Raw genomic sequence first — 14,550 nt, forward strand, 5'->3', positions numbered from 1 at the left:
GTGTGTTCGGACACGTAGTGACCCGTGCACTGTGCACTTTTCGGCACCCGATCGTCGGAAATTCTGCCAATCGGCAGAATCGACCACGATCGGGTGGCATCAGATGCGGCCGAGGACCTGCGCCACTGCGGAAATGGGTCGCGCGCGGGGCCGTCGAGCACCTACCGTGCAAGGGCCCGATCGAAAGGGGATCACCCATGCGCGATGTGACGTACTACGTGGCGACGAGCCTCGACGGATTCATCGCGGCTCCCGACGGCACCTGGAGCGCGTTCCTCGACGAGGGCGACCATATGGAAGTGCTCCTGGACGAGTTCGCGGACACTCTTCCCGGACACGTGCAGGACGCGCTCGGGATCCATTCGGACGCAACGATGTTCGACACGGTGATCATGGGGTGGACGACATATTCCGCGGCCCTGGACGTCGGCATCGTCAGCCCCTATCCGCACCTGCGGCAGTTCGTGGCATCCCGGCACCGCCGATCCGAGTCCGACGACGTGACCGTCACGAACGATCCGGCAGCCACCCTAGACCGACTTCGTGGGGAGGACGGCGCCGGGATCTGGCTGGCGGGTGGGGGAGCGCTGGCGGGTGACCTCGTCGACCGGATCGACCGACTCGTCCTGAAGATCAACCCGGTTGTTCTCGGAGACGGTGTGCGCCTGTTCGCCGGTGCTCGGTACGCCGATCGATCGTTCGAGCGCACCCGACTGCGGGCGTTCGACTCCGGTGTCGTCATCGCCGAGTACACCCGTCGAGCGGGGGTCGGATCATGAGCGACCGGGTGTGGCTGATCACCGGTGCGAGTCGAGGGCTCGGTCGCGCGCTGGTGGACCGTGTGCTCGACGTGGGGGACACCGTGATCGCGACCGTGAGGGGCGAGGCGGACCTTCCCGCACACGAGAGACTCGTCGTCGATCACCTGGACGTGCGCGATCGCGGCGCGGCGCGGGCGGTCGTCTCCTCCGTCGTCGAGAAGTTCGGCCGCCTCGACGTACTGGTCGACAACGCGGGTCACGGGGCGGTGGGTGCCATCGAGGAGACGACGGAGCAGGAGGCCCGCGACATCGTCGACACGAACTTCTTCGGTGCGCTCTGGCTCAGTCAAGCGGCTGTCGAGGTCATGCGGCCTCGGCGGTCCGGCCACATCGTGCAGATATCGACCGTCGGAGCCGTCGGCACGATGCCCACCCTGGGTCTGTACGCCGCGTCGAAGTGGGCGCTCGAAGCCTTCAGTGAGGCGATGGCAGCTGAGGTGAAGGATTTCGGGATTCGCGTGAGCATCGCGGAGCTCGGCGCGGTCGACACCCAGTGGGGCACAGGAAGCATGCGATTCAGCGCTCCGTCTCCCGACTACGACGATCTGCGGACCGCGGTGTTCGGCACTCCCGCCGTGCCGTGGCCGCGAGAGGGGACGGGCGGTGGGACGGCGCCCGCGGATGCTGCGGCGGCGATCGTCGACCATGTCCGCAGCCCGGGCGACGACAGGCTGCGACTGCTGGTGGGCGATGACGCGCCCGGACAGGTTGCCGAGGCGCTCGCGCGCCGACTGGGGGACTATCGGCGCGACGAGCGTTTTCCCGCGACTGCGCTCGCTCGCTCGATCACCACTCCGATCGGCTACGAGGTGACGATCGAACGCTAGCGCTTCGTGGACGTGGCCACGGCCAGCCGCTGGTGCAACCGCTCGCGCACTTCGTCCGGTTCGTACTGACGACGCTGACGCTCGTTGCGGGCGACGAGGACGCCGGACGCTGCCACGCCGACGGCGCCGGCGAGACCTGCGACCTTCAGCAGACCGCGCACGGAGATCTTTCGGGATCGTGCAGCCATTCATGAAGGCTAGCGCCACGAACTAGGCTCGTCGTCGATGAGCGTCGACGGAGTGTCCTCAGTCAACCTCGCCACCGCCGTGGAGACCACGCGGACAGGCGATCTCTGGATCTTCCGCGGCCGGTCGGCGGCGGATCGAGCGATCCAGACGCTGACGAACAGCCCGGTGAATCACGTGGGCATGGCCGTGGTCCTCGACGACCTGCCGCCCTTGATGTGGCATGCCGAGTTGGGCCAGTCACTGCCCGACATGTGGACCGGGCGCCATCAGCGCGGCGTGCAGCTGCACGACCTACGCGACGCCGTCACTCACTGGGGCGAGCGCTACGACCAGAAATGCTGGTTCCGGCAACTGCAGTCGCCGATCACGCGTGAACAAGAAGACGAGCTGATGCGGACCATCGCGCGACTCGACGGCACCGCATTCCCGACCACCGCGAAGCTGGCGGGTAGATGGTTCGCGGGGCGGCTCCCTGCGGTGTCGGCCAAGGACGACCGTCGACTCGAGACCGCCTACTGCGCGGAGGTGGTGGCCCTGACGTACGAGGCGATGGGCCTGCTCGATCCACGAGAGTCACCGACGCCGCTGAAACCTTTCGACAAGGTGGGCCTGAAGCCACCGCGGCGCCGCGCGAACTGGTACGACCCCGGCCGGTTCTGGAGCGGCGATCACCTTCCCTTGGCGGAGGGCGTCGAGCTGGGGCGTGAGATCGCGGTCGTGCTGGACTAGAGAGTGCGCGACTCGTCCACCACCACCCGCCCGCCGAGCTCCACCCACCCGTCGTCGGACAGCGTGGTCGACAGCACCGACCCGCGGCCCTGCACGATGCTCAGATCGCGCCCGAGCAGTTCGGTGACCCGGACGGCGGCCGCGCCCGTTGCTTCGTCCTCCGGGACGCCCATGTCGGGGGCGAACATGCGTGACCTGATCGCCCCGCGCTCCTCGTCCACCCATGCCCAGACGTAGTGGTGGCCCGTGGTGAACTCGGCGGGGTCCACGGCCAGAACGTCGTCGGCGCCCCGGACCTGACGGAACTCGAAGTGTGGTGCCCATTCGGGCCGTGCACGGACGTAGGTGGTGTCGCCGGCGACTCGGACGGCAACCTCGCCCGCGGGGACGAGCAACGTCTCCACCGGAGTGCCGCGGCCGGCCAGCCATGCTGCTGTGCCCACGGTGGGGTGCCCGGCGAACGGCAACTCGACGGCGGGCGTGTGGATGCGGAGGGCGGCGGAGTCGACGGGGCCCTCGGGAACATCGACGAACACCGTCTCGCTGTACTGCAGGTCGTGCGCCACGGACTGGCGGTCGACCGGGGCAACGGACACAGCGTCGACGATGCCGAGGGGGTTGCCCCATCGACCCTGGTCGTCGGTGAACACCCGCACGACATGGACGTCGAATGACATGGTCTTCCTCTCAGCCTGCGGTGACGGTGATGTCGTCGAACACGATCTCGGCGAGGGCGTCGGACTCCTCGACGTCCACCGTCGCGTCCAGCGACCAGCCGTGGTCGCCGTCCGGATCGTCGAGAACCTGACGCGCAGTGGTCTCCTCGCGGGTCTGGACGAACGAGAACAAGTGCGGTCCGCGGGCGGCGGGCGTCATGCCGATCTCGCCGTACTCCTCGAAGTAGGGCTCGAGCTCGTCCTGCCAGTCGACCTCGTCGCCCAGCTCCTCGAGGAGGTCCCAGCGACGACGGGACGCCAGCTCGACGCGTCGGAACAGGGCATTGCGCACCATGATTCGGAACGCTCGGGGGTTCGCAGAGATGGGTTTCGGTGTGTCTGCTCCGTACGCGACGACGGGTGTGCCGTCCTCCTCGAACGTCGGATCGGTGAGGTTCTCCCACTCGTCGAGAAGGCTGGAGTCGACCTGGCGCACGGTCTCGCCGAGCCACTCGGTGATGTCCTGCACGTCCTCGGTCCGCGCCTCCGGTGGAACCGTCTGTCGCAGAGCGCGATACGCGTCGGCGAGGTACCGCAGCACGGAGCCCTCCGAGCGGGAGAGGCCGTAGTGTGAGATCAGCTCCGTGAACGTCATCGACTTCTCGATCATGTCGCGCACCACGGACTTGGGGGAGAGGCCGAACTCGGACAGCCAGGGGTGCCCACCGCGGTAGATCTCGAAGGCGGGGCCCAGAAGATCGGCCAGCGGCTTGGGCCACGTGACCTCCTCGAGCAGCTCCATACGCTCCTCGTACTCGAGACCGTCCGCCTTCATCTGCGCCACCGCCTCGCCGCGCGCCGCGTGTTGTTGGGCCATCAGGATCTGGCGGGGGTCGTCCAGGGTGGCCTCGATGACGGACACCACGTCGAGCGCGTAGGACGGCGACTCCTGGTCGAGCAGCTCGAACGACGCGAGGGCGAACGGCGACAGCGGCTGATTGAGAGCGAAATCGCGCTGCAGGTCGACGGTGAGCCGTGCGGTGCGCCCGTCCTCGTCCGGCTCGGGAAGCTGCTCGACGATGCCGGCGTCGCGTAGACCCCGGTACAACCGCACCGCCTGGAGAATGTGTCGCCGTTGGTTCGCCCTGGTCTCGTGGTTGTCCTCGAGCAGATGCCGCATCGCGTCGAAACAACTGCCCGGGCGGGCGATGACGTTGAGCAGCATCGAGTTGTTGACGGTGAATTTCGACGTCAGCGGCTCGGGGCTCGCCGCCACGAGCCTCTCGAAACTGGGCTTGCCCCACGAGACGAACCCGTCCGGTGCTTTCTTGCGCTGGATCCGCTTGAGCTTCTTGGGATCGTCGCCCGCCTTGGCGACGAGTCGGGCGTTCTCGACCTCGTGTTCGGGTGCCTGCACCATGACGGTACCCAGGGTGTCGTACCCGGCTCTGCCTGCGCGACCGGCGATCTGATGGAACTCGCGGGCGCGCAACTGGCGCGTGCGAACACCGTCGTACTTCGTCAGTCCGGTGAGCAGCACGGTGCGGATGGGCACGTTGATTCCGACGCCGAGAGTGTCCGTTCCGCAGATCACGGCGAGCAGACCCTCCTGCGCCAGCTTCTCGACGAGCCGCCGGTAGCGCGGCAGCATGCCCGCGTGGTGCACGCCGATGCCGTGACGGACCAAGCGGGACAACGTCTTACCGAATCCGGTGGTGAACCGGAAGCCACCGATGGCCTCGGCGATGGCCGCACGGGTCTCCTTGGAGGCGACGGTGATCGAGGTGAGCGCCTGAGCCCGTTCGAGTGCCGAGGCCTGCGTGAAGTGCACGACGTAGACGGGTGCGAGGTGCGTGGAGACGAGTTCCTCGATGGTCTCGACGACGGGTGTGAGTCGGTAGGAGAACATCAGCGGCACAGGGCGTTCGGAGCCCTCGACGACGGTGGTGACCCGTCCGGTCCGGCGGGTCAGGTCGTCGCGGAAGAAGGAGACGTCGCCGAGAGTGGCGGACATCAGCAGAAACTGGGCGTGGGGGAGTTCGATGAGCGGCACCTGCCACGCCCAGCCGCGATCGGGCTCGGAATAGTAGTGGAACTCGTCCATGATCACCTGGCCGATGGACGAGTCCGGCCCCTCCCGCAGTGCCATGTTGGCGACGATCTCCGCTGTCGCACAGATGATGGGTGCCGACGCATTGACCGAGGCGTCGCCCGTGACCATGCCGACCTTGTCCGCACCGAAGATCTCGCACAGTGCGAAGAACTTCTCGCTGACGAGCGCCTTGATCGGCGCCGTGTAGAACGATCGGATGCCGGCCGCGTACGCGGCGAAGTGAGCGGCGATGGCCACCATCGACTTTCCCGACCCCGTGGGGGTGGCGAGCACGACGTTGTTGCCGGAGACCAACTCGATGACGGCCTCGTCCTGCAGCGGATACAGCTCGAGTCCACGGTCGGAGACCCAGGTGGTGAACGCGTCGTACAGATCGTCGGCCGACGCGGAGTCAGGAACCATCTCGGTCAGCAGCATCACTACAGGTTACGTAGCCGACCTCTCGTCCGACCCCATGGCACCCAGGACCGCCTGCCTCGTCGTCGCACTGCCGGTGATGGCGTCCTCGCCGACACCGGAGACGAGCATCTGCCGCCATCGCTGTTCGTCGAACTTCAGCGGCATCGTCGTCCCGAGGAAGTTCTCCAGGACCTCGAGGAAGCGCATCGGATCGTCGCGGTACGGGAAGTGGCCGGCGCCGGCGAAGACGTCGAGGCGGGAGCCGGGCATCGCGGCGTGCGCGAGCGTCGCGTGGGCGATGGGGATGACCGTGTCCTGATCACCCCAGATGAGTTGCACGGGCAGGTTCTCGGTCAGGTAACACCGGTCGAGCATGGTGACCACCTGCCCGCGCCAGTCGACGACGGCCCGCAGCGTGCGCAGGTAGGCGTCGTAGGCGGTGGAGTCGAGGAGGTTGCCGAGGACGCGGACCAGATCGGGCGTGTCGTGCAGGACGGCTCCCGGATGCAGGGGAGTGCCGTCCAACTGGTCGATCGCAGCGCCCGCCATGCGCAGCAGGCGCATGGCTCCGGGCAGGCGCAGCAGTTTGAACGCCTCGTTGACGATGGGCGTGGACATGAGTCGCAATGCCGGGTGGACGTCCTTGGTGACGCCGCCCGCCGAGACGAGGACGAGGCGCTCCACCATGTCCGGGTACTGGTACGCGAACTGCATGGCCACACCGCCGCCGAGCGAGTGGCCCACCACGGACACCGCATCGATGTTCAGGGTGACGAGCAGATCGCGGATGCCGTTCGCGTACGCGGCCACCGAGTAGTCGGCACGAGGCTTGTCGCTCAGTCCGTGCCCGAGCAGGTCCGGCGCGATGACGGTGTACTTCGACGCGAGATGGGGGAGAACGTCCAGCCAGGTCTCGGAGCTGTCACCGATGCCGTGGATCAGCAGCAGTACCGGCCCTTCTCCCGCCATCCGGAAGGCACGTCGATAACCGTGCACCGTGCGGAAGTGCAGCCGCGGCTCCGCATCGGGAACCGGACGCAGGGCGCGGCGGCGTGTGTCGGACATCCCGGCCCCTCTCGATCGGCGGCACCGTGTGTGTCGCCGACCGAGCCTAAACCGGGATCCTCACCGTTCACACAGCCCTCGGGTTACGGCTGGGTAAGAACTCGTGACGTCAGGAGCGGTCTGTTCCGTCCTCGGGACCCTCGGGCGACGGCTCGTCCTCGACGAACTCGGTCTGCTCCGCGAGGAACTTCTCGAACTCGGCACCCAGTTCGTCGCCGCTGGGCAGTTCCTCGTCCGCGGCGAGGAGCGTCGACTGCTGCTCCTGCGCCGTGACGAAGGTGTCGTACTGACGCTCGAGTGCCTGGACCACGGACTGGACCTCGGGGTTGCCCTCGACGTGCTGGTCGACCTGCTCGCGTACCCGTGCCGCCGATTCCGTCAGTGCGTTCAACGGGATGGTCAGCTTCGACGATTCCGCGACCAGCTCGAGCAGCGTTTCCGCCGCACTCGGGTACGCCGTCTGTGCCAGGTAGTGCGGCACGTGCACCGAAAAGCCCATCGACTCGTGGCCGTGCTGAGCCATGCGGTACTCGAGCAGGGACGAGGCGCTGGCCGGCACCTGCAGCTCGCCCGACCACTTGTGGTGCTCACCCACCAGGTCGGTGTCGCTGGAGTGGGCGGTGACGCCCAGCGGCCGGGTGTGCGGCACCGCCATCGGAATGGAATTCAAGCCGATGGTGCGGCGCACTCCCAGTTGCTCCGACAGCAGACGCACCGCGGTGGTGAACTTCTCCCACTTCAGGTCGGGCTCGAGACCCGCCAACAGCAGGAACGGAGTACCCACGGCGTCCTGCACCGCGTAGAGGTTGAGGTGTGGCTCGTCGTAGTCGGAGAAGTGGTCGGCGGAGAACGTCATCATCGGGCGACGCGAGCGGTAGTCGAGAAGCTCGTCGACGTCGAAGGACGCCACCAGTTCGGTCTCGAGGGTCTCGCGCAGATGCGTGGTGGCCAGCTTGACCGCGTGACCTGCGTCGGAGAAACCTTCGAGGCCGTGGACCAGCACCGGGCCCACACCGTCCTCGGACGACACTCGGGGCGCTGGAAACTCCAGCTCGTACATTCTCGACTTCTCGTCCATGCCGGTGTCCTTCCTCGTCGCCGTGCGTGTCCTGCCGGGTCACCACTGTGCGGTTACCCCATTTTCCCACAGCGACCCTGCGCGACCGGGCTTCACCCGTTTCTCCTCCCAACGACGGCGGGGACCCCGACATTCCCCGCCGTCGCCGGTCAGCGCGTGAAGGCCTCCAGAGCCCGGATCTTGTTGGCGACGTCCAGTGCCGCGACTTTGTACGCCTCGGACATGGTCGGATAGTTGAAGACGGCGTCGACCAGATAGTCGACCGTGCCCCCGCACCCCATGACCGCCTGGCCGATGTGCACGAGGTCGGTCGCGCCGGAACCGAAGATGTGCACGCCGAGGACCCGTCGGTCGACGGTGGACACGATCAGTTTCAGCATCCCGTGGGAGTCTCCCGCGATCTGTCCGCGCGCGAGTTCGCGGTAGCGGGACACGCCCACCTCGTAGGGAACCGAGTTCTTCGTCAGTTCCACCTCGGTCGCGCCGACGTAGGACACCTCCGGGATGGAGTAGATGCCGATGGGTTGGAGGTCGGTGAGCTTGTTCCCCGGCTCGCCGAAGGCGTGATAAGCAGCCAGTCGGCCCTGATCCATCGACGTCGCGGCCAACGCGGGGAATCCGATGACATCACCGACCGCGTAGATCGTGTCCACCTTGGTCTGGAAGTCGTCGTCGACGTCGATCCGTCCTCGGGCGTCCGCCTCGAGTCCGGCCTTCTCCAGATCCAGCCCGTCGGTCATGCCCTGACGTCCGGCCGAGTACATCACCGTCTCGGCCGGGATCTTCTTCCCGCTCGCCAGCGTGGTCACCGTTCCCGACGGACCCACGTCGACGGCCGTGACCGCCTCGCCGAAGCGGAACGTGACCGCGAGGTCGCGCAGGTGGAACTGCAGCGACTCGACGATCTCACGGTCACAGAAGTCGAGCATGGTGTCGCGCTTCTCGACCACGGTCACCTTGCATCCGAGCGCCGCGAACATGGATGCGTACTCGATCCCGATGACGCCGGCTCCGACCACCACCATCGACGACGGGATGAACTGCAGATCCAGAATGCCGTCGGAGTCCAGCACTCGGTAGTTGTCGAACTCGACGTCGTCGGGACGGGCAGGCGCCGTCCCGGTGGCGATCACGACGTTCCGCGCGCCGACCGTGATGCGCTCGCCGCGGCTGCGGTCGTCCACCGCGATGGTGTGCGCGTCGAGGAACCTGCCCTCGCCGGTGATCATCTCTATTCGGTTGCGCAGTAATTGCGATCGGACGACCTCGACCTCCTTGCCGATCACGTGGGACGTCCGGGCCAGCAGATCCGACGGCGTGATGTTCGCCTTGACGCGATAGCTCGCTCCGTAGAGCTCGCGTTGATTGAGGCCTGTCAGATAGAGAACCGCCTCGCGCAGCGTCTTCGACGGGATGGTGCCCGTGTTGACGCACACGCCGCCGAGCATGCTGCCCTTCTCGATGATGGCGACGCGCTTGCCCAGTTTCGCCGCCGCGATCGCGGCCTTCTGCCCTCCCGGTCCGGAACCGATGACTACCAGGTCGTATTCGAGTTGGTCCGACATGCCCCAACAAGTAGTCCCGTCAGGAGAATCCGGTGTGCCGTGCGTGTCACGACTGGGTGAACACCTCTCCGATGCAGCAGTTCGCACCTGTGCATCGTTAGGGTGGCGGTCACGTTCGCAGCACCCGGCAGTACCGACAGATGGAGGCAAGAAATGCCACAGCAGGTCCGCGGCGTCGTCGCTCGGAGCAAGGGTGCTCCGGTGTCCCTCGAGACGATCGTCATTCCCGATCCGGGCTCCAACGACGTGGTCGTGCGGGTGCAGGCCTGCGGCGTCTGCCACACCGACCTGCACTACCGCGAGGGGGGCATCAACGACGAGTTCCCGTTCCTGCTCGGCCACGAGGCGGCCGGCATCGTGGAGACGGTCGGCGACGCGGTCACCCACGTCGAGGTCGGCGACTTCGTGGTGCTCAACTGGCGCGCGGTGTGCGGTCAGTGTCGTGCCTGCAAGCGCGGTGAGCCCTGGTACTGCTTCGACACGCACAACGCCTCGCAGAAGATGACACTCGAGGACGGCACGGAACTCTCGCCCGCACTGGGCATCGGCGCCTTCGCCGACAAGACCCTCGTGCACGAGGGCCAGTGCACCAAGGTCGATCCCTCCGCCGACCCCGCCGTCGTCGGACTGCTCGGCTGCGGCGTCATGGCGGGCCTCGGTGCGGCGATGAACACCGGCAACGTCGGTCGCGGCGACTCGGTCGCAGTGATCGGCTGCGGTGGTGTCGGCGACGCCGCCATCGCCGGTGCCCGGCTGGCAGGAGCGGGCACGATCATCGCGGTGGACCGCGACAAGGGCAAGCTCGAGTGGGCGACGGGCCTGGGTGCCACGCACACCGTCGACGCCTCCGACGTGGACGCGGTCGAGGCCATCCAGGAGTTGACGGGCGGCTTCGGTGCCGACGTGGTCATCGACGCCGTCGGACGTCCCGAGACGTGGAAGCAGGCCTTCTACGCCCGCGACCTGGCCGGCACCGTCGTCCTGGTCGGTGTCCCGACGCCGGACATGACGCTCGAGATGCCGTTGATCGACTTCTTCAGTCGCGGCGGTTCACTCAAGTCCTCCTGGTACGGCGACTGCCTTCCCGAGCGCGACTTCCCGATGCTGGTCGACCTGTACCAGCAGGGTCGTCTGCCGCTGGAGAAGTTCGTGACCGAGCGCATCGCGCTGGACGACGTCGAGGCGGCGTTCGACACCATGGCCAAGGGTCAGGTCCTGCGTTCGGTGGTGGTCCTGTGACCACGCCTTCCGGCTTCCGTGTCGAGAAGGTCGTCACCACGGGCACGTTCGAGCTCGACGGCGGATCCTGGGCCGTCGACAACAACATCTGGATCGTCGGCGACGACTCCGAGGTGGTGATCGTCGACGCAGCGCACGACGCGGCCCCGATCATCGACGCGGTCGGTGGCCGGAAGGTCGTCGCCGTGGTGTGCACCCACGGACACAACGACCACGTGACGGTCGCGCCCGAGCTCGCGGAGCGGCTCGACGCACCGATCCTGCTGCACCCGGCAGACGACGTGCTCTGGGAACAGACGCACCCGGGACTGGCTCACCGTGATCTGGCGGACGGGGACCGGATCTCGGTCGCCGGCACCGAGATCGAGGTCCTGCACACGCCGGGTCACTCACCGGGATCGAGTTGCCTGTATCTCCCCGAGGCCGGTCAGCTCTTCAGCGGCGACACGTTGTTCTCCGGCGGGCCCGGTGCCACCGGGCGGTCCTACTCGGACTTCCCGACGATCATCGGCAGCATCCGGGAACGACTGTTCGCCCTGTCACCGGAGACGGTGGTCAACACCGGACACGGGGACGGGACGTCCATCGGCGACGAATCGCCCCATCTCGAGGAATGGATCGCACGCGGATCCTGAGCCGAGTGCCGGGTAACGAACCGGACACCCCTCGGTGTGGCCCGCGGGCGGGCGGGCGCCGGTGTGGCAGCGTCGAGGCCACGCACGGTCACCGGACGCCCGGGGACCTCACCGACAGGGGAGACATGCAGACGCGAGCGACGAGTACCGGTGCCACCAGCAGAGTGTCCGCGGTGCGTGCCGGTGCGCTCGTCGCCCTCGCCGCCGCCGTGCTGGCGGGATGCGGTGGCTCCACGGTGAGCGGGACGCCGGAGGCCGGCGGTCCGCCGCCCTCCGCCGCGCCGTCCAGTGCACCCGGCTCGTCGTCGTCGACCACCACCACACCGTCGAGCTCTTCGTCCAGCACCTCGGCGAGTCCCGACGCGGCGGGATCGCTGTCGGCCCTGCTCCTCGATCCCAGCACCTTCACGGCGCCGTACCAGGCCGTGGTGTTGCCCCCGCAGGCCGTGGCGCAGGCGGCTCAGGACCTCGACGGCATCGCGGCCGACGCGTCCGTCGAACCGACGGGATGCAAGCCCGAGGCACGATCGTCCGATCCCGACTCGACGGCACTGCTCGTCGCGACCGATCCCGACGACCGGGCCACCATCTCCATCGAGTTGTCGCGGGTGGACACGACGCTGGAGGATCGGAAGGCACTCTGGGAGCAGTGCTCCGAGGTCGAGGCCACCTCAGCCGGTGTGACGAGCCTGGTGACCACCGACATCGTCCCGCCCCCGCCCATCGGTGCCGACGACACCCTCGCGCTACGTCGTACCGTCACCTCCGGTGGCCAGGCGGGCGAGGTCACGCAGTCCATGCTGTCGCTGCTCGCCCAGGTCGACGACGTCCGCGTCACGGCGACGTACATGTCCTTCGGGGAACTGACGCCCGACTCCGCCACGCTCGACCGGACGTTCACCGCCGCGGTGCAGAAGGTCAAGGCCGGGGGATAGCCCATGTCATGGGCAGTGCCCGAGCTGTTCCGGGTCCTCGACCTCACGGGTGTCTTCGCCAATGCCCTTCTCGGCGGCGCCGTCGCTCGGGCCTTCCGCTTCGACCTGGTCGGCTTCTCGGTTCTCGCCATCGTGTCGGGGCTCGGCGGCGGCATCATCCGCGACACGCTGCTCCAGGCCGGGCCGCCCGTCGCACTCACCGACTACCGCTATCTGACGGTGGCGCTGATCGGTGCCGTCGTCGCGTTCGCCGTGCGCTTCGAAGGGCGTGGGTGGGACCGCGTCTTCCCCTACGTCGACGCGCTGGCACTCGGTTGTTGGGCCGCGGCGGGAGCGCAGAAGACCTTGGGCGTCGGGCTCGGGTGGCTCCCGGCCATCGGGCTCGGCGCCGTCACCGCGGTGGGCGGCGGTGCGATCCGCGACGTCGCGGTGGGGCGCATCCCCACCATCTTCGGTGGCAACACGCTCTACGCGTCGTGCGCCCTGATCGCGAGCGCCACCCTCGTGGTGGTGCAAGCTGCAGGGCAACCGACGATCGCTCTGATCGCCGCGACCGTGGTCGGCGCGGCCCTGTGTCTCCTCGCGCGCCGTCGCGGCTGGATGTTGCCGGAGGAAGTGGTGTGGCGCCGTCCGCGGCGCCGACGAGGCCGATGAGTCAGGGGCTGTCGACGAGGACGGTCATGGGCCCGTCGTTGACCGACTGCACCGCCATGTGTGCGCCGAACACACCTGTCGCGACCGTGATGCCGCGCGCACGGAGCGACGCCACCACCGCATCGACCAGCGGTTCCGCGATGTCGCCCGACGCCGCACCGTTCCACGACGGCCGACGGCCCTTGCGCGTGTCCCCGTACAGCGTGAACTGGGACACGACGAGGACCTCGGCTGCGTCGGGATCGTCCGAGACGGATCGTTCGTCCGGCAGGATGCGGAGATCCGCGATCGTGCGGGCGACGTGCTCGACGTCCGCGGCGCCGTCCGACGGTGACACCCCGACGAGGGCCAGGAGTCCGGCGCCGATACGTCCGACCTCCACGCCGTCGACTCGAACGGTCGCTTCGCTCACTCGCTGAATCACTGCGCGCACGGTTGCCTCTCGTCGTCTCCTGACGAGTGTGGCAGCCGCGCGAGCGTCCATCCCCGGGCGCGGGCCGATCCACAGGCCGTTTCATCGGCCCAGGTCGACCCCGGAGGACCTGTCGGCCGCACGCGGACAGTCCTCCTCATGACTCGACGCCCGTACCCCGTTCCCCGCCATCGATCCCCGTCGTCCACGACGGCGGACCACCCCGTCGTGACGTCGGTGGGCGACCTCATCGCCGCCGTTCCGGCTCTGCTCGGCTTCGTGCCGGCGCGGTCCATCGTGCTCATCTGCCTCAGCACCGGCAGCCCCACCGTCGTGGAGATGTGCATGCGGCAGGACCTCTCCGACCGGCTCGACTCACCCGAGCTCGCCGACGTGATCGAGCGGTGCGGCGAGGTCTGCACGAGAGAGGGTCTGGACGCGGTCGTCGCGGTGCTGATCACCGGGTCGAAGTTCACGATGCCGTACGAGGTGGTGGCCGATGCGCTGCGGGACACACTCGACCCGCGCGGGATCGACCTGTTCGGTGTGCACCACGTGTCCCACCTGGCGGTCGGTCAGCGGTGGCGCAGCCTGGGTGGTGATCCGCGGTGCGGCACGCTGCCCGATCCCGGCTCGTCGCAGGTCGCGGCGTGCCGAGTGATGGCGGGACGGCAGATCCGCACGTCCCGGTCGGAGATCGCGCTGCTGCTGCAACCCGTTCCGGAGTCGGAGTGCGAACGGTTCCGCAACAGCCGACTGCGGGTCGAGCTGGAGGACGGGCCGGTCGGCCACTCGGACCTGCTGGCGGACACGGTCGTCTTCCTCGAGGCACTGCACGCCTCCGACGAGCTCGACCACCTGACGGCGGCACGCATCATGGTGGCGATCAGCACGATCGCGGTGCGGGACGCCGTTCTCGGCCTCGCGACGACCGCGCTGGGACCCACGGCCGAGGCGGTGTGGGTCGAGCTGACGCGGCGGGTCAGCGGACCGGACCGAGCGCACCCCGCGACGATGCTGGGGGCGTGGGCGTACCTGCGCGGAGACGGACCGCTCGCCGGGGTGGCGCTGCAGACGGCGTTGACCGCGGATCCGGAGTACCGCTTCGCGCAACTGCTGGACACGGCTCTGCAGAACGGTGTGCGACCCACCGTGGTGCGTGAGCTCGTGCTGTCCGCGCGGTCACTGGCGGAGGACCTGGGGGTCGAGTTGCCGCCGGACGCGGTGTGAGGC

General features: G+C 68.1%; 15 protein-coding genes. 8 read left to right on the forward strand and 7 right to left on the reverse strand.

Annotation, left to right across the window (positions count from 1 at the left end; translation table 11 throughout):
- The first annotated feature begins 197 nt into the window (after positions 1-197).
- Both J4E04_RS09975 and J4E04_RS09980 read left to right on the forward strand, forming a co-directional pair.
- Positions 198-779, forward strand: a complete 582-nt coding sequence (locus J4E04_RS09975) for a dihydrofolate reductase family protein (protein ID WP_490150424.1) — start codon at positions 198-200, stop codon at positions 777-779.
- Positions 776-1,648, forward strand: coding sequence for an SDR family NAD(P)-dependent oxidoreductase (locus tag J4E04_RS09980; RefSeq protein ID WP_490150425.1), 873 nt, complete (start codon positions 776-778; stop codon positions 1,646-1,648). The genes J4E04_RS09975 and J4E04_RS09980 overlap by 4 nt, the downstream gene beginning before the upstream one ends.
- Here J4E04_RS09980 and J4E04_RS09985 read toward each other — a convergent pair.
- Positions 1,645-1,836: a hypothetical protein gene (locus tag J4E04_RS09985; protein ID WP_037185345.1), complete on the reverse strand. Its 192-nt coding sequence runs from the start codon at positions 1,834-1,836 to the stop codon at positions 1,645-1,647. The two genes, J4E04_RS09980 and J4E04_RS09985, sit on opposite strands and share 4 nt — an antisense overlap.
- 37 nt (positions 1,837-1,873) lie before the next feature.
- On the opposite strand from J4E04_RS09985, the gene J4E04_RS09990 reads away from it, so the two are divergent.
- The gene (locus J4E04_RS09990; RefSeq protein ID WP_027505155.1) at positions 1,874-2,566 is read left to right on the forward strand and encodes a hypothetical protein; all 693 of its coding nucleotides are present in this window, start codon (positions 1,874-1,876) and stop codon (positions 2,564-2,566) included.
- Here the strand turns inward: J4E04_RS09990 and J4E04_RS09995 are convergent.
- From J4E04_RS09995 to sthA, 5 genes are all read right to left on the reverse strand, one after another.
- Positions 2,563-3,243, reverse strand: a complete 681-nt coding sequence (locus J4E04_RS09995) for a PhzF family phenazine biosynthesis protein (protein WP_490150426.1) — start codon at positions 3,241-3,243, stop codon at positions 2,563-2,565. The two genes, J4E04_RS09990 and J4E04_RS09995, sit on opposite strands and share 4 nt — an antisense overlap.
- Before the next feature lie 10 nt (positions 3,244-3,253).
- Entirely contained in the window at positions 3,254-5,752 is a 2,499-nt protein-coding gene (locus J4E04_RS10000; protein WP_222645295.1) for a DEAD/DEAH box helicase, read from the reverse strand.
- Between the two features lie 9 nt (positions 5,753-5,761).
- A complete protein-coding gene (locus tag J4E04_RS10005) occupies positions 5,762-6,799 on the reverse strand; it encodes an alpha/beta fold hydrolase (RefSeq protein WP_204867688.1) in 1,038 nt (345 codons plus the stop codon).
- A 109-nt stretch (positions 6,800-6,908) separates the two neighbouring features.
- The gene (locus J4E04_RS10010; RefSeq protein ID WP_056444855.1) at positions 6,909-7,877 is read right to left on the reverse strand and encodes a proteasome assembly chaperone family protein; all 969 of its coding nucleotides are present in this window, start codon (positions 7,875-7,877) and stop codon (positions 6,909-6,911) included.
- A gap of 149 nt (positions 7,878-8,026) precedes the next feature.
- The gene (gene sthA / locus J4E04_RS10015; RefSeq protein ID WP_027505160.1) at positions 8,027-9,442 is read right to left on the reverse strand and encodes a Si-specific NAD(P)(+) transhydrogenase; all 1,416 of its coding nucleotides are present in this window, start codon (positions 9,440-9,442) and stop codon (positions 8,027-8,029) included.
- 153 nt (positions 9,443-9,595) lie between these two features.
- Between sthA and J4E04_RS10020 the strand changes: the two genes are divergently transcribed.
- The 4 genes from J4E04_RS10020 (at position 9,596) to J4E04_RS10035 (ending at position 12,905) form a co-directional block, all read left to right on the forward strand.
- The gene (locus tag J4E04_RS10020; RefSeq protein WP_027505161.1) at positions 9,596-10,681 is read left to right on the forward strand and encodes an S-(hydroxymethyl)mycothiol dehydrogenase; all 1,086 of its coding nucleotides are present in this window, start codon (positions 9,596-9,598) and stop codon (positions 10,679-10,681) included.
- Positions 10,678-11,316: an MBL fold metallo-hydrolase gene (locus J4E04_RS10025; protein ID WP_285185048.1), complete on the forward strand. Its 639-nt coding sequence runs from the start codon at positions 10,678-10,680 to the stop codon at positions 11,314-11,316. Before J4E04_RS10020 ends, J4E04_RS10025 begins: the two co-directional genes overlap by 4 nt.
- Positions 11,317-11,441: 125 nt before the next feature.
- Complete coding sequence (locus tag J4E04_RS10030; protein WP_307108805.1) at positions 11,442-12,251, forward strand: sensor domain-containing protein; 810 nt, start codon at positions 11,442-11,444, stop codon at positions 12,249-12,251.
- 3 nt (positions 12,252-12,254) lie between these two features.
- Positions 12,255-12,905, forward strand: coding sequence for a trimeric intracellular cation channel family protein (locus J4E04_RS10035; protein ID WP_027505164.1), 651 nt, complete (start codon positions 12,255-12,257; stop codon positions 12,903-12,905).
- Position 12,906: 1 nt separating this feature from the next.
- Here J4E04_RS10035 and dtd read toward each other — a convergent pair whose 3' ends face one another.
- Positions 12,907-13,338: a D-aminoacyl-tRNA deacylase gene (dtd, locus tag J4E04_RS10040; RefSeq protein ID WP_490150427.1), complete on the reverse strand. Its 432-nt coding sequence runs from the start codon at positions 13,336-13,338 to the stop codon at positions 12,907-12,909.
- A 138-nt stretch (positions 13,339-13,476) separates the two neighbouring features.
- Between dtd and J4E04_RS10045 the strand changes: the two genes are divergently transcribed.
- Positions 13,477-14,547: a DUF4192 domain-containing protein gene (locus J4E04_RS10045; RefSeq protein ID WP_490150428.1), complete on the forward strand. Its 1,071-nt coding sequence runs from the start codon at positions 13,477-13,479 to the stop codon at positions 14,545-14,547.
- Positions 14,548-14,550: the final 3 nt, after the last annotated feature.

It is taken from the genome of Rhodococcus sp. NFXS4, assembly GCF_058139645.1.

Bases quoted from the DNA above. Each gene is read 5' to 3' on its own strand.
- J4E04_RS09975 (WP_490150424.1), top strand. From the start codon at position 198: ATGCGCGATGTGACGTACTACGTGGCGACGAGCCTCGACGGATTCATC.
- J4E04_RS09980 (WP_490150425.1), top strand. From the start codon at position 776: ATGAGCGACCGGGTGTGGCTGATCACCGGTGCGAGTCGAGGGCTCGGT.
- J4E04_RS09985 (WP_037185345.1), bottom strand. From the start codon at position 1,836: ATGGCTGCACGATCCCGAAAGATCTCCGTGCGCGGTCTGCTGAAGGTC.
- J4E04_RS09990 (WP_027505155.1), top strand. From the start codon at position 1,874: ATGAGCGTCGACGGAGTGTCCTCAGTCAACCTCGCCACCGCCGTGGAG.
- J4E04_RS09995 (WP_490150426.1), bottom strand. From the start codon at position 3,243: ATGTCATTCGACGTCCATGTCGTGCGGGTGTTCACCGACGACCAGGGT.
- J4E04_RS10000 (WP_222645295.1), bottom strand. From the start codon at position 5,752: ATGCTGCTGACCGAGATGGTTCCTGACTCCGCGTCGGCCGACGATCTG.
- J4E04_RS10005 (WP_204867688.1), bottom strand. From the start codon at position 6,799: ATGTCCGACACACGCCGCCGCGCCCTGCGTCCGGTTCCCGATGCGGAG.
- J4E04_RS10010 (WP_056444855.1), bottom strand. From the start codon at position 7,877: ATGGACGAGAAGTCGAGAATGTACGAGCTGGAGTTTCCAGCGCCCCGA.
- sthA (WP_027505160.1), bottom strand. From the start codon at position 9,442: ATGTCGGACCAACTCGAATACGACCTGGTAGTCATCGGTTCCGGACCG.
- J4E04_RS10020 (WP_027505161.1), top strand. From the start codon at position 9,596: ATGCCACAGCAGGTCCGCGGCGTCGTCGCTCGGAGCAAGGGTGCTCCG.
- J4E04_RS10030 (WP_307108805.1), top strand. From the start codon at position 11,442: ATGCAGACGCGAGCGACGAGTACCGGTGCCACCAGCAGAGTGTCCGCG.
- J4E04_RS10035 (WP_027505164.1), top strand. From the start codon at position 12,255: ATGTCATGGGCAGTGCCCGAGCTGTTCCGGGTCCTCGACCTCACGGGT.
- J4E04_RS10045 (WP_490150428.1), top strand. From the start codon at position 13,477: ATGACTCGACGCCCGTACCCCGTTCCCCGCCATCGATCCCCGTCGTCC.